At 66.4% G+C, this 22908-nt stretch carries 25 protein-coding genes; 10 read left to right on the plus strand and 15 right to left on the minus strand.

The window, feature by feature from the left end; genetic code table 11:
- Positions 1 to 334 (minus strand): DUF222 domain-containing protein (locus ACR2JI_RS14565; protein WP_526391156.1); only part of this gene is annotated, 334 nt, incomplete at its 3' end.
- Between the two features lie 75 nt (positions 335 to 409).
- Here ACR2JI_RS14565 and ACR2JI_RS14570 point away from each other — a divergent pair.
- Genes ACR2JI_RS14570 through ACR2JI_RS14580 form a run of 3 tightly spaced genes read left to right on the plus strand, consistent with a single transcriptional unit; the run spans position 410 to position 3419 of the window.
- Positions 410 to 1477 (plus strand): NAD-dependent epimerase/dehydratase family protein, encoded by a 1068-nt coding sequence (locus ACR2JI_RS14570; protein ID WP_526391158.1) that lies wholly within the window; start codon positions 410 to 412, stop codon positions 1475 to 1477.
- Positions 1474 to 2253 (plus strand): SDR family NAD(P)-dependent oxidoreductase, encoded by a 780-nt coding sequence (locus ACR2JI_RS14575; RefSeq protein ID WP_526391160.1) that lies wholly within the window; start codon positions 1474 to 1476, stop codon positions 2251 to 2253. Before ACR2JI_RS14570 ends, ACR2JI_RS14575 begins: the two co-directional genes overlap by 4 nt.
- Positions 2254 to 2258: 5 nt before the next feature.
- The gene (locus tag ACR2JI_RS14580) at positions 2259 to 3419 is read left to right on the plus strand and encodes an AI-2E family transporter (protein WP_526391162.1); all 1161 of its coding nucleotides are present in this window, start codon (positions 2259 to 2261) and stop codon (positions 3417 to 3419) included.
- Here ACR2JI_RS14580 and ACR2JI_RS14585 read toward each other — a convergent pair.
- Both ACR2JI_RS14585 and ACR2JI_RS14590 read right to left on the minus strand, forming a co-directional pair.
- On the minus strand, positions 3400 to 4197 hold the full coding sequence (locus tag ACR2JI_RS14585; RefSeq protein WP_526391200.1) for a dienelactone hydrolase family protein: 798 nt from the start codon (positions 4195 to 4197) through the stop codon (positions 3400 to 3402). The two genes, ACR2JI_RS14580 and ACR2JI_RS14585, sit on opposite strands and share 20 nt — an antisense overlap.
- Before the next feature lie 14 nt (positions 4198 to 4211).
- The gene (locus ACR2JI_RS14590) at positions 4212 to 4901 is read right to left on the minus strand and encodes a DUF4245 family protein (protein WP_526391164.1); all 690 of its coding nucleotides are present in this window, start codon (positions 4899 to 4901) and stop codon (positions 4212 to 4214) included.
- Here ACR2JI_RS14590 and glpX point away from each other — a divergent pair.
- Together glpX and ACR2JI_RS14600 are read left to right on the plus strand one after the other, a co-directional pair.
- Positions 4900 to 5931 carry a class II fructose-bisphosphatase gene (gene glpX, locus ACR2JI_RS14595; RefSeq protein WP_526391166.1) on the plus strand — a complete coding sequence of 344 codons (1032 nt, stop codon included), beginning with the start codon at positions 4900 to 4902 and terminating at the stop codon, positions 5929 to 5931. The genes ACR2JI_RS14590 and glpX overlap by 2 nt on opposite strands.
- A 32-nt stretch (positions 5932 to 5963) precedes the next feature.
- A complete protein-coding gene (locus ACR2JI_RS14600) occupies positions 5964 to 7376 on the plus strand; it encodes a class II fumarate hydratase (protein WP_526391168.1) in 1413 nt (470 codons plus the stop codon).
- On the opposite strand, the gene ACR2JI_RS14605 is transcribed toward ACR2JI_RS14600, so the two are convergent.
- The 6 genes from ACR2JI_RS14605 to ACR2JI_RS14630 form a co-directional block, all read right to left on the minus strand.
- Positions 7360 to 8568 carry a cation:proton antiporter gene (locus ACR2JI_RS14605; protein ID WP_526391170.1) on the minus strand — a complete coding sequence of 403 codons (1209 nt, stop codon included), beginning with the start codon at positions 8566 to 8568 and terminating at the stop codon, positions 7360 to 7362. The two genes, ACR2JI_RS14600 and ACR2JI_RS14605, sit on opposite strands and share 17 nt — an antisense overlap.
- 11 nt (positions 8569 to 8579) lie before the next feature.
- Complete coding sequence (locus tag ACR2JI_RS14610; protein ID WP_526391202.1) at positions 8580 to 9380, minus strand: polysaccharide deacetylase family protein; 801 nt, start codon at positions 9378 to 9380, stop codon at positions 8580 to 8582.
- Between the two features lie 49 nt (positions 9381 to 9429).
- Positions 9430 to 10749 (minus strand): RNA 5'-3' helicase PhoH2, encoded by a 1320-nt coding sequence (phoH2, locus tag ACR2JI_RS14615; RefSeq protein WP_526391172.1) that lies wholly within the window; start codon positions 10747 to 10749, stop codon positions 9430 to 9432.
- Positions 10750 to 10854: 105 nt separating this feature from the next.
- Positions 10855 to 11685: an acyl-ACP desaturase gene (locus ACR2JI_RS14620; protein WP_526391174.1), complete on the minus strand. Its 831-nt coding sequence runs from the start codon at positions 11683 to 11685 to the stop codon at positions 10855 to 10857.
- A gap of 62 nt (positions 11686 to 11747) precedes the next feature.
- Positions 11748 to 13211 (minus strand): glycine hydroxymethyltransferase, encoded by a 1464-nt coding sequence (locus tag ACR2JI_RS14625; protein WP_526391176.1) that lies wholly within the window; start codon positions 13209 to 13211, stop codon positions 11748 to 11750.
- Between the two features lie 149 nt (positions 13212 to 13360).
- Entirely contained in the window at positions 13361 to 14578 is a 1218-nt protein-coding gene (locus ACR2JI_RS14630; RefSeq protein ID WP_526391204.1) for a DUF885 domain-containing protein, read from the minus strand.
- 30 nt (positions 14579 to 14608) lie between these two features.
- On the opposite strand from ACR2JI_RS14630, the gene coaA reads away from it, so the two are divergent.
- Positions 14609 to 15547 carry a type I pantothenate kinase gene (gene coaA / locus ACR2JI_RS14635; protein WP_526391178.1) on the plus strand — a complete coding sequence of 313 codons (939 nt, stop codon included), beginning with the start codon at positions 14609 to 14611 and terminating at the stop codon, positions 15545 to 15547.
- A gap of 14 nt (positions 15548 to 15561) precedes the next feature.
- Here the strand turns inward: coaA and ACR2JI_RS14640 are convergent, their stop codons facing one another.
- Entirely contained in the window at positions 15562 to 16359 is a 798-nt protein-coding gene (locus tag ACR2JI_RS14640) for a (2Z,6E)-farnesyl diphosphate synthase (protein WP_526391180.1), read from the minus strand.
- A gap of 25 nt (positions 16360 to 16384) precedes the next feature.
- On the opposite strand from ACR2JI_RS14640, the gene trhA reads away from it, so the two are divergent.
- Positions 16385 to 17089: a PAQR family membrane homeostasis protein TrhA gene (gene trhA / locus ACR2JI_RS14645; RefSeq protein WP_526391182.1), complete on the plus strand. Its 705-nt coding sequence runs from the start codon at positions 16385 to 16387 to the stop codon at positions 17087 to 17089.
- Positions 17090 to 17199: 110 nt separating this feature from the next.
- On the opposite strand, the gene ACR2JI_RS14650 is transcribed toward trhA, so the two are convergent.
- The 4 genes from ACR2JI_RS14650 to mca are packed head-to-tail and all read right to left on the minus strand — an operon-like array spanning position 17200 to position 20730.
- The gene (locus ACR2JI_RS14650; RefSeq protein WP_526391184.1) at positions 17200 to 17571 is read right to left on the minus strand and encodes a nuclear transport factor 2 family protein; all 372 of its coding nucleotides are present in this window, start codon (positions 17569 to 17571) and stop codon (positions 17200 to 17202) included.
- Positions 17572 to 17580: 9 nt separating this feature from the next.
- Complete coding sequence (locus ACR2JI_RS14655; protein ID WP_526391186.1) at positions 17581 to 19581, minus strand: thioredoxin domain-containing protein; 2001 nt, start codon at positions 19579 to 19581, stop codon at positions 17581 to 17583.
- The gene (locus tag ACR2JI_RS14660; protein ID WP_526391188.1) at positions 19565 to 19861 is read right to left on the minus strand and encodes a hypothetical protein; all 297 of its coding nucleotides are present in this window, start codon (positions 19859 to 19861) and stop codon (positions 19565 to 19567) included. Before ACR2JI_RS14660 ends, ACR2JI_RS14655 begins: the two co-directional genes overlap by 17 nt.
- Complete coding sequence (gene mca, locus ACR2JI_RS14665) at positions 19858 to 20730, minus strand: mycothiol conjugate amidase Mca (protein WP_526391190.1); 873 nt, start codon at positions 20728 to 20730, stop codon at positions 19858 to 19860. The genes ACR2JI_RS14660 and mca overlap by 4 nt, the downstream gene beginning before the upstream one ends.
- A gap of 130 nt (positions 20731 to 20860) precedes the next feature.
- Here mca and ACR2JI_RS14670 point away from each other — a divergent pair, with 130 nt between their 5' ends.
- From ACR2JI_RS14670 to ACR2JI_RS14680, 3 genes are all read left to right on the plus strand, one after another.
- Complete coding sequence (locus ACR2JI_RS14670) at positions 20861 to 21301, plus strand: DUF4307 domain-containing protein (RefSeq protein WP_526391192.1); 441 nt, start codon at positions 20861 to 20863, stop codon at positions 21299 to 21301.
- Between the two features lie 167 nt (positions 21302 to 21468).
- Complete coding sequence (greA, locus tag ACR2JI_RS14675; RefSeq protein WP_526391194.1) at positions 21469 to 21963, plus strand: transcription elongation factor GreA; 495 nt, start codon at positions 21469 to 21471, stop codon at positions 21961 to 21963.
- Positions 21964 to 21966: 3 nt separating this feature from the next.
- Entirely contained in the window at positions 21967 to 22626 is a 660-nt protein-coding gene (locus tag ACR2JI_RS14680; protein ID WP_526391196.1) for a GPP34 family phosphoprotein, read from the plus strand.
- Here ACR2JI_RS14680 and ACR2JI_RS14685 read toward each other — a convergent pair.
- The coding region (locus ACR2JI_RS14685; RefSeq protein ID WP_526391198.1) for a PLP-dependent transferase at positions 22623 to 22908 on the minus strand (286 nt) is incomplete at its 5' end. The genes ACR2JI_RS14680 and ACR2JI_RS14685 overlap by 4 nt on opposite strands.

Raw genomic sequence — 22908 nt, forward strand, 5'->3', positions numbered from 1 at the left:
AGGCTTTCGCGGTGGCCGGCAACACCGGCGGGACCGGTTGGCCGGTCAGGGTGATCCTCGGGGCGAGTTGTTCGGCGTCACGAATCCTCCGGCGGGCTTCGCGGCGGCTGATCCGCAGGCTATCGGCCAGGGCCACCGGTGGCGGTGGGCAGCCGGGCACATGCTCGAGCCCACACAGCAGTGACCCGGCCACCGCGACCTGGCGGCGCCGGGAGGTCTCCAACCGTTCCAACACCCGATAGCGGTCCAGGGCGCCTACTGAGTCCAGATCGGCGGCACCGAGCATCTCGACCGCCTGGTCAAGCACCGCGAGCGCTTCGACTACCGAACTCATGTTCGAATAATAAAGCGGCGGTCCGACAGAAAGTCGCCGTCGGGCAGGATGATCAGACAGACGAGAGGTAACGCCATGACCGACACCGTGTTGATCACCGGTGCGTTCGGGTTGGTCGGAACCGCCACCGTCGGACACCTCGTCGTGCAGGGCAGGAACGTCGTCGCTACCGACCTCGACACCCCGGCCAACCGCACCGCTGCAGAGAATTTGCCGGCAGCAGTACGGACCCGGTGGGCAGACCTCACCGACTCCGTACAGATCGCCGACCTCCTGACCGAACTGAACCCGGCGACGATCATTCACCTCGCCGCCGTCATCCCACCATCGTGCTACGCCAACCCGAGCCTGGCTCGCCGAGTGAATGTCGGTGGAACCGTAAATCTGGTGAATGCGGCTGCAGCACAGAAGAATCCGCCGCGATTCATCCAGGCATCCAGCATCGCCGTATACGGACCGCGTAATCCCCACCGCATCACCGACCTGCTCACCGCCGAGACCCCGGTGCGGCCCTACGACGTCTACGGCCGGCACAAGATGGAGTCGGAGACGATCGTCCGCGGATCATCATTGGACTGGGTGATCCTGCGCCTCGGCGGAGTGCTCACCGTCGAGCCGAATCCAAAGAGGGACCCCGACATGGTCTATTTCGCGGGGGTGTTGCCCACCGACGGCAGGCTGCAGACCGTGGATGTGCGCGATGTCGCACACGCCTTCGCCGCCGCGACCACCGCCGACGTCGTCGGCCGCACCTTGCTGATCGGCGGCGACGACTCGCACCGTCAACTGCAGGGCGAGATCGGCCCGTCGACATCGGCCGCAATGGGTCTGGTGGGTGTTCTGCCGCAGGGCCGCAAGGGTGACCCGGCTGATGACGACGGGTGGTTCGCGACCGACTGGATGGACACCGCCACCGCGCAGGCTGTGCTCAAACACCAGCACCATTCATGGCCCCAGATGCTCACCGAGATCGCGCAGCGGTCCGGTTGGAAGCGTTACCCCCTGCGGTTGATAGCGCCGCTGGCGCGGGAGTTCCTCAAGCGGCAATCCGCCTACTACCGTCAGCCCGGAACCTACGCAAACCCGTGGGCCGCGATCCGACGCAAGTGGGGCGCATCAGATGTAGATCGGAGTCAGGCGTGAGCACCACAACCGGCCGGGTGGCCGTCATCGTCGGAGGTGCCTCGGGAATCGGATGGGCCACCGCCCGCGCCCTGGCCGAGGAAGGCTGCCGAGTCACCATCGCCGACCGCAACACCGAGGGCGCCGAGCAGCGCGCCACCGAACTCGGCGACCCGCACACCTGGGCCGCTGTCGAGGTCACCGACGAGGACAGTGTCTCGCGACTCTTCGATGGTGTCGTCTCGCGCGAGGGCGGCCTGCACGTCGTGGTCAACTGCGCCGGTTTCAGCGGCTTCGGCCTCATCACCGAACTCGACGCCGAGCAGTTCCGGTCGGTCATCGACGTCTGCCTGACGGGCGCATTCCTGGTGCTCAAGCATGCCGGCCGGCACCTCGGCGAAGGCGGCTCGGTGGTAAGCCTGACCTCGCTCAACGGACGTCAACCAGCTATCGGTATGAGCGCCTACTGCGCGGCCAAAGCAGGACTGTCGATGCTCACACAGGTCGCCGCTCTGGAACTGGGCCCGCATGGCGTACGGGTCAACGCGGTGGCACCCGGATTCGTGCACACCCCGCTGACCGAGGGCGCGGCCGCCATCCCCGGCGTCGTCGACGATTACGTGGAGAACACCGCACTGGGCCGGGCCGGAACGCCCGAGGACATCGCCGCGGCGGTCGCGTTTCTGTGTTCGCCACAGTCGGCCTGGCTGACCGGCGAGATACTCGACCTCAACGGTGGTGCACACCTGAAGCGCTATCCCAACATCCATGAACATCTCACGAAGCTGATGGGGTAACAGAGGTGAAGACTGAGTTCACCGCCAGCCAGAAACGCGCGCTGGCCGTAGTCACGATGATCGCGCTGATATTCGGCGCCTACTTCCTGCGGCGCTACTTCATGCTGATCGTCATCGCGGCGATCATCGCCTACCTGTTCACGCCGATCCACAACCGGCTGCGGAGCAAGCTCAGCAGCGGGCTCGCGACCGCGCTCACCGTCCTGGCGGCGCTGGCAATCGTCGTCATCCCGGTCATCGCCGTGGTTTCTCTTGCGACGGTGCAGATCTCGCACATGCTGATCGGCGTCGCCGACTGGGCGAAGACCGCCGATCTCAATGCGCTCGGCGACAAAGCAATCACCACCGCCAACAATCTGCTACACAAGCTTCCGTTCGAGGCCCCGACGATCACGCTGGAATCGCTTCGCACCAACGTCGGCAAAGTGGCTCAGACCGTCGGCGAGTGGCTGCTGCGGACGCTCAGCGGTGCGGCAGGCGGCGCGATCGGGCTCATCACCTCAACCATCATCTTCCTCTACGTGCTGATCTCACTGCTGGTCAACAAGACCAAGGTGATCACCCTGATCCGCCGGCTCAACCCGCTCGGCGAGGAGGTCACCGACCTGTACCTCGCGAAGATGGGCGCCATGGTGAAGGGAACGGTCAAGGGCCAGTTCATCATTGCGATAATCCAGGGCGTCCTCGGGGCGACGTCGATCTACATCGCGGGCTTTCACGACGCCTTCTTCATCTTCGCGATCTTCCTGACCGCGCTGTCGGTGATCCCGCTCGGCAGCGGCATCGTGACGATCCCGTTCGGTATCGGGATGATGATCTTCGGCAACGTGGCCGGCGGTGCCTTCGTGGTGCTGTTCCACCTGATCGGTATCACCAACGTCGACAACTTCCTGCGACCGATCCTGGTCCCGAAGGAAGCCCGGTTGGACCCGGCGCTGATGCTGCTGTCGGTGTTCTCCGGCATCGCGATGTTCGGGTTTTTCGGCATCATCCTGGGCCCGGTCCTGATGATCGTCATCGTCACGACGATCTCGGTGTACCTCGCGGTCTACAAGGGCGTGGAGATGGAGCAGCAAGAAGAACTGGACGATGAGCGCAAGATGCCCTTCCGCCGCAAGAAGCCGAAGGCCGGCACCGACATCGTCGCTAAACCAGCTGCTCCCTGAGGAATTCGACCATCCGCTTGCGGGCCTCGTAGGCGGGCTGGCCGTCGGCCTCCCGTACCTCCAGGGTCAGCACTGAATGCGCCAGCTTGCCGAATCCGCCGGCATTACCGGGTGAGGAATCGAGTTCGATGACCTCGAAGGCATCGCCGAGGCGATCCTTGATCGTCGCGAAGCGCTCCGCCGGAGCCATCGGGTCGCCGCTGAACCGCAAACCCAGCGCGCAGAGTCCGTCCTCTGCGGCCCGCTTCTCGATCACCTTCATCTCGCGCTCGGAGAACCCGGGGTCGCTCTTCTGCCTGGCGCCCAAGGCCAGCGGTACCGACGGCTGACTCAGCACCGACGCCAGCACGCTGTCGTCGACTGCGGCGGCAAGCGCGAAACCACCGGAGAAGCACTGCCCGATCACCCCGACACCCTTACCCGGGGTCTTGGCATTCAGATCACGCGCCAGCGCCCGCAGATAGCCGGCCACCGGACGCTCCTTGTTCAGCGCGAACGCGGCGAATTCCTTGGCCACGCACCCGCGGACCAGATTCGGGACCAACGCGGCGCTGCGCGCCGACATCCCGGGCGTGCCGTACAACGAGGGAATCGCCACCGTGAACCCGTTGTCCACCAAATAGTTTCCCAACGCCAGCACACCTCGGTGCACACCGGGCATCTCCGGAATGAGCACCACTCCGGGCCCGGAGCCCCTGTAGTAGACGTCGTGGGTGAAGCCGTCCGCCGTGAACGGCTCACAGTTCCAACCGGTCAGATCGGCCTCGGGAGCGTGCAATGTCATGACGCCATTTAACCGCGCGGAAGCGGCGGCTGGGTCTGAGTCGAGGTAGCAAGTGTTCGGAAATCGTCACTGGTGGCCGCTCCGGTGATGGCGAGCTGGGCTGGTCCGGCCGGGCTGTCCAGACGGGTGGTCCAGACCGGCTCGTCGCCTTCGGCACCCTCGTAGACGATCCATGTCACACCGTCGACGTCCTGGGTTCCGGCCGGGTAGATCCCGGTGTGGATGGATTCGACGAGGGCGGTCTCATCAGCGTCGCTCTGGGTGAGACTGACGTAGAGCTTCGATGGGGCGAGGTAACCGACCCGGGTGAAGGACGCACTCTGCCGGTCGCGGGTCTTCGGGTCGATGCGGCCCTCGCCGATGGCGCCGTGACCTCCGGAGTTGGCACGCCAGCCCGTCGGGACTGCCGGCAGCCGGATGGGGAAATTCATTGCAGCGGCGTCAGAACGCAGGGCGGCCGGAGCGTCGTAGCTGGGCACCGTGCCCTCTGCCGGCCCCTTGGGCTGGAACGAACATGTGCCCACCAATGCCGCCAGCAGTACGCAGGCCGCCACCAGTGGCGCCAGCGACCAGAACATGTCCCGGCCGTCCTGCAGAAGCCTGGGCTTGGCCGGTTTTGGCCCGGGAGTGCCGTCAGTCACGGCAGCCAGTATCCCAGGTCTGGACGGGTGACCCGGTTCTGGGACAATCTCAGCCATGTCCGAGCCCCGCCGCCGCGAAGCCCCCGACCGCAACCTGGCCATGGAACTGGTTCGGGTCACCGAAGCCGGCGCGATGGCCGCCGGCCGTTGGGTGGGCCGCGGCGACAAGGAGGGCGGCGACGGCGCGGCGGTCGACGCGATGCGTGAGCTGGTCAACTCGGTGTCGATGCGGGGCGTGGTGGTGATCGGCGAGGGCGAGAAGGACAACGCCCCGATGCTCTACAACGGTGAAGAGGTCGGCAACGGCGACGGACCGGATTGCGACTTCGCGGTGGACCCGGTCGACGGAACCACCCTGATGGCCAAGGGCATGCCCAACGCCATCTCGGTGCTTGCGGTGGCCGAGCGCGGCGCGATGTTCGATCCGTCGGCGGTGTTCTACATGAACAAGATCGCCGCGGGCCCCGACGTCGCGGAGTTCGTCGACATCACCTCGCCGATCGCGGCGAACATTCAGCGAATCGCGAAGGTGCGCAACGCGTCGGTCTCCGACATCACCGTCTGCATCCTGGACCGTCCGCGGCACCAGAAGCTGATGGCGGAGGTTCGTGATGCGGGCGCCCGGATCAGGCTGATCTCCGATGGCGATGTGGCAGGGGCGATCTCGGCCTGTCGTCCGGATTCGGGAACCGATCTTCTGGTCGGCATCGGCGGTACACCGGAGGGCATCATCACCGCCGCCGCGATCCGATGCATGGGCGGTGAGATCCAGGCGATGCTGGCGCCCAAGGATGACGAGGAACGCCAGAAGGCCATCGACCGCGGGCATGATCTGGACCGGGTGCTGACCACCACCGACCTGGTGTCGGGTGAGAACGTGTTCTTCTGCGCCACCGGCGTCACCGATGGCGACCTGCTCAAGGGGGTGCGCTTCTTCGGCGGCGGCTGCACCACCCAGTCCATCGTGATGAGGTCGAAGTCGGGCACCGTCCGCATGATCGACGCCTACCACCGGCTCTCGAAGCTCAACGAATACTCCGCGGTGGATTTCACCGGGGACTCTTCGGCTGCCTACCCCCTCCCCTAGACACTCCAGATTCCAGGCAAGAAAGGCGCTACATGACCAACACTGAGGCTGACGGCGAGTTCCGGATCGAGCACGACACCATGGGCGAGGTCCGGGTCCCGGCCAAAGCCCTGTGGCGGGCCCAGACCCAACGGGCAGTGGAGAACTTCCCGATCTCGTTCCGCGGGCTGGATCGCAACCAGATCCGGGCCATGGCGCTGCTGAAGGCGGCCTGCGCTCAGGTGAACAAGGACCTGAACCTGCTGCCCGCGGAGAAGGCAGACGCCATCATCGCCGCGGCCGGCGAGATCGCCGAAGGTCTGCACGACGACCACTTCCCGATCGACGTGTTCCAGACCGGCTCGGGCACCAGCTCCAATATGAACGCCAACGAGGTGATCGCCTCGATCTGCGATCGCAACGGCGTGAAGGTGCACCCGAACGACGACGTGAACATGTCGCAGTCCTCCAATGACACCTTCCCGACCTCCACCCACATCGCGGCCACCGAAGCCGCTGTGCGCCAGCTCATTCCGGCGCTGGAAGTGCTGCACGCATCGCTGGCCAGTAAGGCCAAGCAGTGGCGCACGGTGGTCAAGTCCGGCCGCACCCACCTGATGGACGCTGTTCCGGTCACCCTCGGGCAGGAGTTCGGCGGCTACGCCCGCCAGGTCGAGGCCGGTATCGAGCGGGTCAAGGCGACACTCCCCCGCCTCGGCGAACTGGCCATCGGCGGCACCGCCGTCGGCACCGGCCTCAATGCTCCAGACGGCTTCGGAGCCCGGGTTGTCGAGGTCCTCGTCGCCCAGACCGGGCTGCCCGAATTGCGCACCGCAGCGGATTCTTTCGAGGCCCAGGCCGCTCGCGACGGCCTGGTCGAGGCATCCGGCGCATGCAAGACGATCGCGGTCTCGCTGACCAAGATCGCCAATGACATCCGCTGGATGGGATCCGGCCCGCTGACCGGTCTGGGTGAGCTACACCTGCCGGACCTCCAGCCGGGTAGCTCGATCATGCCGGGCAAGGTCAATCCGGTGATCCCCGAGGCCGTCACGCAGGTGGCCGCACAGGTGATCGGCAATGACGCCGCCATCACCGTCGGTGGTCTGTCGGGCGCGTTCGAACTCAACGTCTACATCCCGATGATGGCGCGCAATCTGCTGGAGTCATTCACGTTGCTGACCAACGTGTCCCGACTCTTCGCCGATCGCTGCATCGACGGATTGATCGCCGATGAGGACCGGCTGCGCCGCCTCGCCGAATCGTCACCGTCGATCGTCACGCCGCTCAACTCGGCGATCGGTTACGAGGAGGCTGCCGCGGTGGCCAAGCAGGCCCTCAAGGAGCACAAGACGATCCGGCAGACGGTCATCGACCGCGGGCTGATCGGCGAGAAGCTCTCCGAGGCCGAACTCGACCGCCGTCTTGATGTGCTGGCGATGGCGAAGGTCAAGGACGAGGGTTAGATCCACGCCCGGCCAGTAGCCGGATCCCCGGTGCCGTGCTGAGGCTGTGCAGCACCAGGCTCAGCGACACCGTCACCACACCGACGGTTCCGATCAGCCCCGTATGCTCCATCTCCCCGCGGTTGATCACCAGCAGTCCGAGCACCAGGGTGCCGATCCCGCGCGGGCCGAACCAGCCGATGAACAGGCGGCTCGACATCGCCATGCTGGTACGCACCAGTGAGATCAGTACCGCGACGATGCGCACCATGAACAACGCCAGCACCGAGAACAACACAACGCGCCAATCGGCACTGCGCCATCCGTCGATCACGGCGAAGGCGCCGAACATCGCGAACACCATCAGCTCAAGCAACTGACCGGTGGCGTCGGAGACCTGGGTGGGTAGCCCGTCGTCATTGCGGCGGGAGATGAACGAAAACGCAAGGCCGCCCGTGAAAGCCGCGACGAAGCCGCTCGCCTGCATCCACTCCCCGAGCTGGAAGCACACGAACGCCAGCGCCAGGGTGGCCAGCTGAGCCCAGGTGTCGGTCATCCACTGCTTGCGCCGCGACCACATCACCACCCAGCCGCCGGCCAGGCCGACCGCAGCACCCGCCAGGAGCGAGAGGATCTCGGTGGTGAAGATGAACTGGATCCAGTGCGTGCTCTCCGGAGCGGTGCGCTGGGACGCCAACCCCAGTGCAACAAGCAGAATCGCCAGGGCGAATCCGTCGTAGAAACCACTCTCCACAGAGAGGGCCTGACGCACCCGTTCGGGTATCCGGGTGTCATCCAGCAACGCCTCGATGAGCGCCACCTCGGTCGGCGCGACAATGGCCGCCAGGGCCACCGCCTCCCACCATGGCAGAACCGGTAAGACCACTGCAGCGGTGAGAGCGCTCAACAGCACGGTGAGAGGGATGCCGATCACCAGCAGTCGCAGCGACACCGGACTGCGTTCCCGGATCCGATTGAGGCGTAGCTTCGCGGCCTGGTTGAACAGGATCACCGTCAACGCCAGTTGCGCGAGCACGGTGTAGCCCTCGGTCGCCGGACCGGCCTCAAGAAGGTCAAATCCGAATGGGCCCAACGCCATTCCGGCCAGCATGAAGATCAGCGCGGGGGCGATGAAGCGGCGGTTGACCTGTTCGGAGACCACCGCATAGGTGAGCACCAAGAGCGTCAGGACAAGCGGTGTCAAGTGATGCACGCGGGACCGCTCTAGAGGCCGTTGTTCGGGCCACCGCTGTTGGCGCCGGGAATGTCGGTGATCGGGAAGTTCGGCATCGGAGCCGGGGACGGCGTGGCCGGCAGGGTCGGGATGTCCCCGGCCTCGATATCCTTCAGCAGATCAGTGGGCGGACCGTTCTCACGGCCACCGTAGACGCTACCCGGAGCACGCGGACCCAGCAGTTCGCTGACGGTCACCAGGTGGTAGCCGTTGGCTTTGAGCACCGGGAGGAATTGGTACACCAGATCGACCGTCGAGGAGTAGGAGTCGTGGAACAGCACCACCGAGCCAGGCTTGATCTGCGTCATCAGCATGTACTTCGTGGCCGCGGTATCGGAGTCGTTGATCCAGTCGAATGGGATGACGTCCCAGAGGATTCCGGCCAGACCGACCGTTGCCGCCACCTCGTTGACGGCCGGATCGGTCAGACCGCCCGGCGGGCGCCAGATGTTCGGCGTCGTTCCGGTTGCCGCGGTGATGGCGTCCTGCGCCTTGGACAGCTGTGCCGGCACACGATCCGCAGGAATCGTCGTCATGTTCGGGTGTTCCCAGGTGTGGTTGCCGATCTCCATACCGGCCTGGGCGATCCGTTTGGCTCCGTCCGGGTTCGCCGCGACTTTGTTGCCGATCAGGAAGAAGGTGGCCTTGGCATCGGCATCGCGTAGGACGGTGAGTAACCGGTCGGTGTACGGCGTCGGCCCGTCGTCGAAGGTGAACGCCACGCACTTGTCGATCGCACAGTCGACCGGACGCTGCGCAGACGTGCCGGTGGAGGCGCTGCATCCGGCCAGGAGTAGTGCCGCAAACGCGGCCGGCAGGAATCGCGGCACGATCGCCAGTTTACGGCAGCGCGCCGGGGCTGATCTCCTCGAGCATCTCGGTGACCAGCGCCGCGATCGGTGAACGTTCGCTGCGCATGAGGGTGATGTGGGCGAAAAGCGGATGCCCCTTCAGTTTCTCGATCACCGCGGCCACGCCGTCGTGACGCCCGACCCGAAGGTTGTCACGCTGAGCGACATCGTGGGTGAGCACCACCCGCGAACCCGCGCCCAATCGGGAGAGCACGGTCAGCAGCACATTGCGCTCCAGCGACTGCGCCTCGTCGACGATGACGAACGAGTCGTGCAGGGAGCGGCCACGAATGTGGGTCAGCGGCAGTACTTCCAACATGCCGCGGGAGAGCACCTCTTCGAGCACCGCCGGGCTGGCCAGTCCCTCGAGGGTATCGAAGACGGCCTGGGCCCACGGACCCATCTTCTCGCTCTCACTGCCGGGCAGATATCCCAACTCCTGACCACCGACGGCGTAGAGCGGACGGAACACCACGACCTTGCGCTGGGTGCGCCGCTCCAGAACGGCCTCCAGGCCCGCGCACAGCGCCAGTGCCGACTTCCCGGTGCCGGCCTTACCGCCCAGCGACACGATGCCGACCGACTCGTCGAGCAGCAAGTCCAGCGCCACCCGCTGTTCGGCCGAACGTCCGCGCAGTCCGAAGACTTCGCGATCGCCGCGCACCAGTTGCACCTTCTTGTCGGCGTTGACCCGGCCCAGCGCATGCGAGGTGCCGCCCAGCAGCCGAATTCCGGTGTGGCAGGGCAGATCACGAGCTTCGGTCAGGTCGATCTCACCTTCGGCGAAGATCGTGTCGATATCCTCGGTCGTCACCTTGAGTTCGCCCATACCGGTCCAGCCCGAGGTGATGACGTCCTGGGCGTGGTACTCGTCAGCGGGCAGGCCGTCCGCGCCGGCCTTGACGCGCAAGGGGATGTCCTTGCTGACCAGGGTCACCCGCTTGCCCTCGGCGGCGAGGTTGGCCGCGCAGGTCAGAATCCGGGCATCATTGGTGTCGGTGCGGAACCCGGCCGGCAGCACGGTCGGATCACTGTGATTGAGCTCGACATGCAGCGTTCCACCCTGTGTACCAACCGGAATGGGCTGATCGAGCCTGCCGTGTTCAATCCGCAGATCGTCGAATAGTCGTAGCGCCTGCCGGGCGAACCAGCCGAGTTCGTGATGGTGCCGTTTGGCTTCCAGCTCGCTGATCACCACCAGCGGAACGACCACCTCGTGTTCGGCGAACCGAGTACACGCCCACGGGTCAGACAGCAGGACTGATGTGTCGAGCACATACGTCCGGATGGGCGTGTTGGGTTTGGTCACAGCGCTCCTCGGGCTCGAGCCATCGGAGCCGAAGGCTCCCCAGCCATCGAGGCCGACGCTACTCCGATCCGCAGCGACGGCGCGGCGCGGCACGCCGCCGGAAAGTTACGCGCGGACGAATTTCTCGAGGATGGCTTCGCCGGCCAGTCCCCAGTCCGAGATGCTGTCGGAGACCACCGTGTCGGCGGCGTTCTGATCGAAGATGCCGGCCTCTGCGACCGTGCGGACCTTGTTATCCCGATACTCCAGGATGTCGCCGCCGATCACCGGGAAGTCGTTCGCGCGCCGGGCGATGGCGCAGATGGTCTGGTCCCGGTGATTCTCCAGGCAGTGCAGCACCAGGTTGCTGAAGAACTCCTGGTGGCGTTCCTCGTCACGCCGGATTCGGCCGACTAAATTCTTGAGCGCGGGCTCGGTGATCGCGGCCTCGAGGTTGCGCAGGTACACCGCGTGGGCGCGCTCCCAGAACGCCATGAACACCAGCGTCTCGATCTGGGAGTAGTGCGCGGCGCGATAGCCGCGCATCACATGATTGACGCGGACACGCTCGTCGGCATTGGGGTCGGTATTGCGGGTGACCACGAGGTACTGACGGATCGCGATGGCGTGCAGGTTCTCCTCGGCGGTCCACCGGCCCAGCCAGCGGCCCCACTTGTCCGCAAGGATGAAGTGTTCGACGAGTTCGCGGTGGTAGCCGGCCAGGTTGTCCTTGGTGATGAGCAGCACCTCAAGTGCGTCCACCACATCCTTGGGCAGGGTGACCTGCGAGGCGTCCCAGTCCACACCGCCCAGGAATTCGAAGTCCCGGCCTTCGTCGAACGGGACGTAGTCGTGGGCGTACCAGGAGTCGGAGGTGTCGAGGAAGCGGGCCAGGTTGTCGGCGACAACCGGCTCCAGCTCAAGGGTCAACGCATTCGCGACAGGTAGCTGTGCCATGCGGTAACTGTAACCGATGTTAACGGTTGTCTGGAAATCCGCCGAACCCGGCGTTTCCCCGGTTAGAGGGTCAGGCCCGGGTACAGCGGGTTGGCGTCGAGCAACTCGGCCGAGGCTGCCCGGACCCAGTCCGCGGTGGCGTCGGTCAGGGTGTATTTCGCCTTCGACGTGCCCTCGGCGGAGGTGTTCGTCAGCACCTCGACGACCATCTCGGCGACCCGGTCGAACTCGGCGGGACCGAATCCCCGGGTGGTCAGCGCCGGGGTGCCGAACCGGATACCGCTGGTGTACCAGGCGCCGTTGGGGTCCGACGGGATCGAGTTGCGGTTGGTGACGATGCCTGCGTCCAGCAGGGCCGACTCGGCCTGCCGGCCGGTCAGTCCGAAGGACTGCACATCGAGCAGCACGATGTGGTTATCGGTGCCGCCGGTGACCAGGGTGGCGCCCCGGCGCATGAGACCGTCGGCGAAGGCCTTCGCGTTGTCGGCGACGCGCTGGGCGTAGGCCTGGAACGCCGGCTGACGCGCCTCGGCGAAGGCAACCGCCTTGGCGGCCATCACGTGCGACATCGGCCCGCCGAGCACCATCGGGCAACCCTTATCCACCGCGTCGGAGTACTGCGCGGTGGCCAGCACCAGGCCGCCGCGCGGACCGCGCAGGGATTTGTGGGTGGTGGTGGTGACCACGTCGGCGTGTGGCACCGGATCCTCGTCACCGGTGAACACCTTGCCGGCGACAAGGCCGGAGAAATGCGCCATGTCGACCATCAGGGTGGCGCCGACCTCGTCGGCGATCTCGCGCATCTTGGCGAAGTTCACCCGGCGCGGATAGGCCGAGTAGCCGGCGACCAGGATCAGCGGCTTGAACTCCCGAACGGCCGCGGCCACCGCGTCGTAGTCGAGCAGACCGGTCGTCGGGTCGGTTCCATAGCTGCGCTGGTGGAACATCTTGCCGGAGATGTTGGGCCGGAACCCGTGCGTCAGGTGGCCGCCGGCGTCCAGCGACATCCCCATCAGGCGCTGGCTGCCCAGTTTGGCCCGAAGGCGCTCCCACTCGGACTCGGAGAGGTCGTTGACGTTCTTCACGCCGAGCTCACCCAGTGCCGGGGCCTCCACCCGGGTGGCCAGAATGGCCCAGAACGCGACCAGGTTTGCGTCGATACCCGAGTGCGGCTGCACATAGGCGTACTGGGCGCCGAAAAGTTCGCGGGCGTGCTCGGCGGCGATGGACTCGACGTCGTCGACGTTCTGGCAGCCGGCGTAGAACCGGTGCCCGACGGTGCCCTCGGCGTACTTGTCCGACAGCCAGGTGCCCATGGTCAGCAGCACGGCCGGTGATGCGTAGTTCTCGCTGGCGATGAGTTTGAGCGAGTCACGTTGGTCGGCAAGCTCTTTGCGTGTCGCCGCGGCGATCCGCGGTTCGACGGACTCGATGACGCTCAGCGCCGCGCGGTAGGCCTCGCTGGCGGTGGCTGCGTAGTCGGCGCCAGGTGCGGCGGCGGCGGTCGAAATGGCGTCGGTGGTCATGGTCGAGAGCCTAGTCGCCGGTCGCAGAGCGGGTGCTGAGCGGCACCGCAACCCGGCGCGTTAAGCCACATGATCACCAACAGCCACACCGGTATCCGCACAGCGGGCGGGCGCCGTTGTGCCCGCCTATGAGCGACATCCGCCGCCGCTCAGACCAGTTCGGCCCGCAGCGCGGACGGAATCAGCGGTTCGTCCAGCAGCCGGCCGAATCGCTCGGTCAGCCCCGTCCCGTCCGGGGACGCGTCCAGCCAACCCCGCAGCAAGCGGTAGCCCTCGACGTAGGTGGAGGTATAGGCACGCCACAGCGGCGAGGACAGGAATCGCAGCATCTGCCGGGCCCGGGTGTCGCCCACCAGCAGCCAGCGCTGCAGGAACGCGACGACGTCGTCGACGTCGCGGCCCTCGTCGTGCAGCATTAGCGCGGCGTCCTGGCGCACCCCTGCCAGTTCGGCCCGGGCACCGGCGAGCGCCTCGGCCCGCTCACCGTCGAACCGCAGGCCCAGGTCGGCGTAGATCTCGCCGGCCCAGCGGCCCCAGCCCGGACCCACCGCGGCATGCAGGGCGAGGTCGGCCAATCCCTCGGCCATCAGGCACTGCGGGGTGTTGACCAGGAAGATGGTCTGCTCGGCCTGACCCAGGCCGGCAACCAGACCGGCCTCCTTACGACAGTGCTCGGTGTGGTGGCCCGGGTAGGCCTCATGGGCGATCAGCGCCGGCAGGTGTGACATCTGCTGCTTGAGATCGGTGTTGACCGCCACCCGGGAGCGGTAGTCACCCTCGTAGTAGTTGAATCCCGACCACGGCTTGTCGCTGACGATCTCGTAGACGACGGTCTCGGCGTCAGGCAGTGGGTAGGTGGCCCGGACCGTGTCGCGCAGCGCGCTGGAGAAGGCGTGTATGGCCTCCTCGACCCGGTGCGGCGGAATCTCGTCGATGTGGCGGTCGGCCTCCATCCGGTCGGCCAGCGGGCCGGAACCGCCGAGAACGCCGTCGATCTGGGCGTGGGCGGCGCGATAGCGGTCCTCGTCGCCCCGCCGGATGTCGACGTCGAAGTAGGCCCGTACCTCGTCGACGAAGCCGATCTCCGCACCGGCGAACTTGCGTCCGGCACATTCCAGCGCGCGCAGGTGCGCGGCGATGAACTCCGCGCGCTGATCGGTGAAGGCGGTGGTTCGGGGCACCGCCGCCAGCTCGCCGAGGAGCCGCTTGGCCCCGGCGGCAAGCTCGGCAGGATCGGGCGCGGGCTCGTCGGCCACCACCCGCCGTAGCTGCGGATCCCCGGTGAAGGAGTCCACGTAGCCCTCCTCGACGCGGTCGAACCGTAGACCGAGCATGAGGTACTCGCGAATTAGCCGGTCGGAGTCCATGGCACCCACGGTAACTGTCACACTGGCACCATGGCGCGGCTGAGCGAACCGAGTCCTTATGTCGAGTTCGATCGACGTGAGTGGCGCGCACTCCGCATGTCGACCCCCCTCAAGCTCACCGAGGAGGAGTTGCTCGGGCTGCGCGGCCTCGGTGAGCAGATCGACCTGCTCGAGGTCGAAGAGGTTTACCTGCCGCTGGCCCGGCTGATCCATCTGCAGGTCGCCGCGCGCCAACGACTGTTCGCTGCCACCTCCGAATTTCTCGGCGAGTCGCAGCAGAGCCCGGACCGTCCGGTGCCTTTCGTCATCGGCGTCGCCGGCAGCGTCGCCGTCGGCAAGTCGACCACCGCCCGCGTGCTGCAGGCGCTGCTGTCCCGCTGGGACGACCATCCTCGCGTCGACCTGGTGACCACCGACGGTTTTCTGTACCCGAACGCGGAGCTGAGTCGTCGACATCTGATGCACCGCAAGGGTTTTCCGGAAAGCTACGACCGGCGCGGGTTGATGCGTTTCGTCACGGCGGTGAAGTCGGGAGCCGGCACCGTCTGTGCCCCGGTGTACTCACACCTGATCTACGACATCATCGCGGGCGAGAAGCAGGTGGTCGCCCACCCCGACATCCTGATCCTGGAGGGTCTCAACGTCCTGCAGACCGGCCCGCGACTGATGGTCTCCGACCTCTTCGACTTCTCGGTCTACGTCGACGCTCGGATCGAGGACATCGAGCACTGGTACATCGAGCGATTCCTGGCCATGCGGGCCGGAGCGTTCGCCGATCCGGCTTCGCATTTCCACCACTACTCGGAGCTGACCGACGATCAGGCGGTCAATGCCGCCCGCGACATCTGGCATTCCATCAACCGGCCCAACCTGATCGAGAACATCCTGCCGACCCGGCCGCGGGCCACCCTGGTTCTACGCAAGGACGCCGACCACGCCATCAACCGGTTACGACTGCGCAAGCTCTAGACGCTCGGGGCGCTTCAGACCCCGTAGCGCCGATGCCGCCGGCTGTAGTCGCGCAATGCGCGCAGAAAATCGACCCGGCGGAACGCAGGCCAATGCGCCTCGGTGAACCACATCTCTGAATACGCGCTCTGCCACAGCAGGAATCCGCTCAACCGCTGCTCACCTGAGGTGCGGATCACCAGGTCCGGATCAGGCTGGCCGGAGGTGTACAGATTCTCCGAGATCGCATCCACGGTGACGCCGTCGATCATCTGCTCGGCGGTCGCGCCATTGGCCAGTTCCTTACCCAGCAGCGCCCGCACCGCGTCGACGATCTCCTGTCGGCCGCCATAGGCGACGGCCACGTTGACATGGAACGAACCGGTCGGCGCCGCTGCGGCCGCGGCTTCGACCGCATCGCGCACCCGGCGGGCCGGTTCCTCACCGAGCAGTTCCAGATCGCCGACGGTGCGCACACTCCAGCGATTGACCGGAGCGCAGATCTCCTCCACGACATCGGTGATGATCTCGATCAGCGCCGCCAGTTCCTCCGGGTCGCGCTGCAGGTTCTCCGTCGACAACAGGTAGACAGTCGCCATCTCGATACCGGCATCGGCGCACCAGCGCAACATCTCGGCGATCTTGGCCGCCCCCATCAGGTAGCCGTAACTGACGTCGCTGTAACCGGCATCACGCGCCCACCGCCGGTTACCGTCGCACAGCACGGCGATATGACGCGGAAGTGCAGCTACCGAATTGGAGAGCTCGTGGCGCAGCCGCATCTCGTAGAGCCGGTAGGCCGGCTCCTTAAGTCGCCGCGGAATGATCTCCACGGCAAGTCAGACTACTGTGCGTCCTATGTCGGTCGACACCGCTGAGGACTTCCCGGAAGCCGTCGTCGACGGTGTCAGCGAGTTCCTCGGCAAGCCCCGCGCCCGGGGCTGGATCCACGTCTACGCCGCGCTCGTCGCCGCCATCGCCGGGACAGCGCTGGTGTCGGTGTCCTGGTCGCTGCAGGGCATCCGCGCCGGGATCGCCACCCTGGTCTACACGCTGACGATCGTGGCGATGTTCAGCGTCAGCGGCGCCTACCACCGGGTGCACTGGAAATCGCCCACCGTGCACAAGTGGATGAAGCGCCTCGACCACTCGATGATCTTCGTGTTCATCGCCGGCAGCTACACCCCGTTCGCACTGCTTGCGTTACCGGAGCACGACGGGTGGACGCTGCTATGGATCGTCTGGGGCGGCGCGCTGGGCGGGGTGTTTCTCAAGATGTTCTGGCCCTCGGCACCGCGCTGGGTGGGTGTTCCGCTCTACCTGCTACTGGGCTGGGTCGCAGTCTGGTTCGTCGGGCCCATCATGCACGGCGCCGGTGTGGCCGCGCTGGTTCTGCTGATCGCCGGCGGCGTGCTCTACAGCGTGGGCGGAGTGTTCTATGCGCTTCAATGGCCCAACCCGTGGCCCACGACGTTCGGCCACCACGAGTTCTTCCACGCCTGCACGGCGGTCGCGGCGACCTGCCACTACATCGCGATGTGGTTCGCGGTCTTCTGGGGCTGACCCTGCCCCTCCACCGAGCGTGAAGTTATCTTCACCGCCGGCGCCCAACGTGAAGAGAACTTCACGCTCGGCGAAGGCGGCGAGGGTGGAGCAGGCGGGGCGGTCGCAGACTAGATCTGGGTCGCGTTGGCGAAGGTCCAGTAGGCCTTCATCGAGGTGATCTTGCCCTCGCTGTTGAACACCATGACGTCGATCGGTTCGATCCGCACCTTGTGACCCCCGGCATCGACGGTGATGGCGAAGAAGAACGCCGCCTCATGGCCGGCCACCCGCAGCTCATGCAATTGCGTTGTCCGCTCGGCACCTTCGACGTTCTTGTAGAACGCGTGGATGGCGGGGCGACCGATATGCACCTCTCCGCCGACCGGGTCCTCGACGGTCGCGTCATCGGCGTACAACTCGGCGATCTCGTCGGCGGTGCCGGTGGCGACCAACTCCAGATAGCGGTTGACGGCGGCGGTGATGACTTCGGCGCTGACCATGGCGCCAGGCTACCCGGACACACCGAGGGCGGCGGCAAGTTCGGCGACGCCGGTGACAGGCAGATCGCAGACCCTTCCCCGGCAGACGTAGGCGGCATCCGTCCCGCCGATCCGGTCCCGGCCGGCCAGCAGCGGCATGGAATCCACCCGGCCGCCCACAACCACGGTCCCGCCGGGGGCGATCCGGCGGGCGGTGGCAAGAAGCGCCGACTCGCCTTCGCCGGTGGCCACCGCGATCTGCAGCGGACCGCGGACGGCCGCCTCGGCGACCGCCAGCCAGTGCCCGGCGGAACGGGGTGCCCGGTCGAGCAGTTGGGAGTGCGCCAGCAGGGTTTCGGCTGCGGCCTCGCCGTAGCGGCCGGCCCGATCCTCGTCGACGAGGTGCGCGGCGGTCAGCAGTGCCTCGCCGATCGACGAGGCACCGGATGGGGTCGCCCCGTCGATGGGGTCGGCGGGGCGGACCATCAACTGCTCGGCGTCGTCGGCGGAGTCGAACCACCGGCCGGGCCGGTCCGGATCGGCGAAGTGGTCCAGCGCCACATCGATCAGGTCGCACGCGCTGTCCAGCCATTCGGGCTCGGCGGTGAGTTGGTACAGCGCCAGCAGTCCGGTGGCCAGCATGGCGTAGTCCTCCAGGATCGCCACGCTGTCGCCCACCCGGCCGCCGAGGCTGGCTCGCCGCAGACGCCCGTCGACGATGTGCAGAGCCACCAGGCGCTCCGCACAACGGCGGGCCACCTCCAGCAACGCGGGGTCATCCAGCGCGACGGCGGCCTCCGCCAGGGCGGTGATCGCCAGTCCGTTCCAGGCGGTGACGACCTTGTCATCGCGCCCGGGTTGCGGCCGGGTTCGCCGCACCGCCAGCAACTCCGAACGCACGCGATCGAAGCGGTCGACATCATCGGGGTCGCACAGCAGTTGCAGCACTGAGCTGCCGTGCTCGAAGGTGCCCTGCCCAGTGACCTCGAAAAGTGCTGCAGCCCAACGGCCGTCGACGGAACCGAGCGTTTCGCTCAACTGCTCCGGTGTCCATACATAGGTGGAGCCCTCCACCCCGGCGGCATCGGCGTCCAGCGACGAAGTGAACATGTCACCGTCGCGCAGATCGTCGATCAGGAACGCCGCTGTCTCAGCGGCCACCCGATGAGCCAGCGGGTCACCGGTGCGCCGGGCCCAGTGCGCGTACACCCGCAGCAGTAGGGCGTTGTCGTAGAGCATCTTCTCGAAATGCGGCACCACCCAGTCGGCGTCGACGGTGTAGCGGGCGAATCCGCCGGCCAGCTGGTCATAGATGCCGCCGCGGGCCATCGCCTCGCAGGTGCGCCGCACCGCGGCCAGCGGCACGGGTGACGCCGTACGTTCGTGGCTGCGCAGCAGCGCCTCCAGTAGCGCTGAGGGCGGGAACTTCGGCTTTCCGCCGAAGCCGCCGCGAGTGGTGTCCTCATCGCGGAGAACCGCGGCCACCGCGTGGTCGCAGAGCGCAGCAGTGATCGCGGGTCCGCCGCCGGGCACGCCGGAGGCCATCCGGCGCAACTCCGCGGCGATATGCGTCGAGGCCTCATCGACCTCGTCGCGCCGGTCATGCCAACTCTGTGCCACCGCAGCCATCAACTGAAGGAACTGCGCTTTGGGGAAGTAGGTGCCGCAGAAGAACGGACGACCGTCCGGTGTCAGGAAGCAGGTCATCGGCCAGCCGCCGTGCCCGGTCATCGCCACGGTGGCGTTCATGTACACCGCGTCGATGTCCGGACGTTCCTCCCTGTCGACCTTGATCGCGACGAAGTTCGCATTGGCCACCGCGGCCACCTCGTCGTCCTCGAAGGACTCGTGGGCCATGACATGACACCAGTGGCATGCCGCATAGCCGATCGACAGCAGGATGGGTACGTCGCGGCGGGCGGCCTCGGCCAGGGCATCGGCGGTCCACTGCTGCCAGTGCACCGGATTATCGGCGTGCTGGCGCAGGTACGGGCTGGTCGCCTCGCCCAAGCGGTTAGCCGTTGGACTCACCCGCCGCAGAATCGGTGCCGGTCTCGAGGACCGCATCTTCGGCGGCGGGGACGGCGGGTACCGCGTCGCCGGCGGTAGGCCCCGGCTCAGTCTCAGCCCCCGTGTCGTCGAAGCTCGCGGGCACCTTCTTGAGTTGGCGGTTCATCGACCACCCGAGCAGCAGGACCGCGATCAGCAGCAGTACGACGATCAGCAGCCCGACCGGGCTCGCCTTCCCGAAATCCGGACCGTTATTGACTGGACCGTCAGCAAGCAGAACGCCGAGTACCAGGTGTCTCATGTGCAGTCCTCGATTCCGGCGAACAGGTCGTCTTCAGGCAGTGTGGTGGGCACCCGCGAGCGCGCGAGTTCGAACTCCTCGGTGGGCCAGAGTCGCTGTTGCCATTCCATCGGGGTGGCGAAGAAAAAACCGTCCGGATCGATCTGGGTGGCGTGCGCCTTGAGCGCGTCATCACGGCGGTGGAAGTGGTCGGCGCATGGGACCCGGGTGGTGACTCGCGCGGCGAACAGATCGCGGTCGGGATCCCAGTTCGCCAGCCACTCCGCGAACGGCCCCTCCTGGCCGTTGCTGGCGAACTCGTCCTGAATCAGCTGCATGCGCGCCCGAAGGAATCCGTGGATGTAGTAAAGCTTGCTCACCGACCACGCCGGACCGGCCTCGGGATGAAGCTCCGGATCGGCGGCGGCTTCGAAGGCCGCAACCGAAACCTGATGGCAGCGAATGTGATCCGGATGCGGATAACCGCCGTTCTCGTCATAGGTGGTCATCACATGCGGGCGGAACTCGCGGATCATCTCCACCAACCTGGCGACCGGCTCCTCCAACGGCACCACAGCGAAGCAGCCGTCGGGCAGCGGTGGCGGCGGGTCACCCTGGGGCAAACCGGAGTCGACGAACCCGAGCCAGCGATGCTCGACGCCGAGAATCTCGGCGGCCCGGGCCATCTCCCCGCGCCGCACATCGGCAATTCGGCTGTGGACCTCCGGACGGTCCAGGGCCGGGTTGAGGATGTCCCCGCGCTCGCCGCCGGTCAGAGTGACGACCAGCACGCGGTGACCCTCGTCGACGTAACGTGCCAGCGTCGCGGCACCCTTGCTGGACTCGTCGTCCGGATGGGCGTGAACCGCCATCAGGCGCAGTTCGGTCACGTCTTCCTCTGGTCCCTACTGGTGCTTCGGCGGACGCCCTGGGCGCACGGCCTATAGTTCGGAAACCCATGATCCCACTTGCGGTCCGGCTAGCCGTAATCAAGGCTCCCCGAGGGAGGATCACCACGCCATGACCGAACCATCCGCAGGCGCGACACCGCCGGAGTCGCGCTACGGCCGGGCGCCGATGCCCGCCGCAACCCGGCGTCGCCTGGCGATGTGGCTGACAGTGCTGGTCGTGGTGGCCGGCGTGGGTGTCGCCCTGGTGGGCTACCAGCGATTCGTGGACGTCGATGTCGAAGGCAAGACCGCAACCTTTGAGGTTCTCGACGACCACAGCGTCGCCATCACGATCACGGTGACGCGAAAGGACCCGTCCCGGCCGGTGGTGTGCATCGTCCGGTCGAAGTCCAAGGACGGTGTGGAGACCGGCCGCCGCGAGATCCTGGTGCCGGCAACCGACGCGAAGACGGTGCAGGTGAGGACCATGGTGCCCTCATTCACGAGGGCGTTCGTCGGCGACGTGTACGGATGCGGCACCGACGTGCCGGACTATCTCGTCGCCGGCTGAGCGCAGCGGGCCGGGCTGAAAAGCGGCCGATCGCCTAAACCCGCGGTGCTACACTTGCCTCACACACGGTTCCTGCTGGGAGCCGTGTATTGCTGTATTTGCGCGTCTACTCAGCCGCCTGGAGCAATGCACGTATCGCGGAACAAGAACTTGAGGAGAGCCACGAGATGACCGATTCACAGGTGGTCTGGCTGACCCAGGAGTCGTACAACAAGCTCAAGGCTGAGCTCGATCAGCTGATCGCGCACCGTCCGATCCTCGCCGCCGAGATCAATGACCGCCGCGAGGAGGGCGACCTCCGGGAGAACGGCGGCTACCACGCCGCGCGCGACCAGCAGGGGCAGGAAGAGGCGCGAATCCGTCAGCTTCAGGAACTCCTGAACACCGCCAAGGTCGGCGAAGCGCCCAAGCAGTCCGGTGTGGCCCTGCCCGGTTCTGTGGTCAAGGTCTATTACGACGGCGACGAGTCCGACACCGAGACCTTCCTGATCGCCACCCGCCAGGAGATCTCCAGCGACGGCAAGCTCGAGGTCTTCTCGCCCAACTCACCGCTGGGCTCAGCCCTGCTCAACGCCAAGGTCGGTGAGACGCGCTCCTACACCGTGCCCAACGGCAGTTTGGTGAAGGTGACCCTGGTCAGCGCCGAGCCGTACCACGCCTGATTCGTGGCGCGTATCGCCGAGGATCTGCTGCTGCTGCTGCTCGACAACCCGAAGGCCCAACCCGCCCTGGACCGTTCCCGGTTGAGCCGGGTACTGGCCGCCGCGCTGATCCTCGATCTGGCTTACGACTGCCGCGTGCGCCCGGCACAGCCACACGAACCGGTGGCCGCAGGAGAGTTGATGGCACTGGCCGGCCCGGTCCCGATGGATCCCGCAGTCCGGCCGGCCCTGGCGATGCTGGCAGGTGGGCCGCTTTCCGCACGATCCGCGATCGCCGGACTCGGCAAGCGGGCGCAAGACGACGTGCTCGATCAGTTGCTGCGCACCGGTGAGTTGCACCAGGTGGCATTGACATCGCATCGGTTGCGCCGCAACAGTTATCGGTGGCCGCTGCACGACCGGGTGCGCGTCGATCAGATCCGCGCCACCGCACTGGCAGCATTGTTCGAACAACACCGGCCCGACGCTGTTACCGCCGCTGTCATCGCACTACTGCTGCGAGCCGGCTGCCTGAACACCGTGCTGAATCTCAACGATGACGGTGCGCAACGTGCCGCCCAGCGCGCCGAGATGATCGCTTCGGGCGGGTGGGCCGACGGGTCGAAGACCGATGAGGTGAATCTCGCGGTCACCGCCGCAGTGGTGCTGCCGGCTCTGGTCTAGCTCAAGGCGTTTTCGAGATCCGCGAGTAGATCGGTGGGGTCCTCGATCCCGACTGACAACCGCACCAGATCATCGGGCACCTCCAGTTGTGAACCGGCGGTGGAGGCGTGCGTCATGGCGCCCGGATGCTCGATCAGCGATTCGACTCCCCCGAGAGACTCGGCCAGGATGAAAATCTCTGTGCGCGAGCACAATTTGCGTGCCGCATCCGGTCCGCCGCCCATCCGGACCGACACCATGCCGCCGAAACCCCGCATCTGCCGGGCGGCGACCTGATGGCCG

Origin of the sequence: Mycobacterium sp. (genome assembly GCF_051006775.1) — a bacterium.
Lineage (GTDB): Bacteria > Actinomycetota > Actinomycetes > Mycobacteriales > Mycobacteriaceae > Mycobacterium.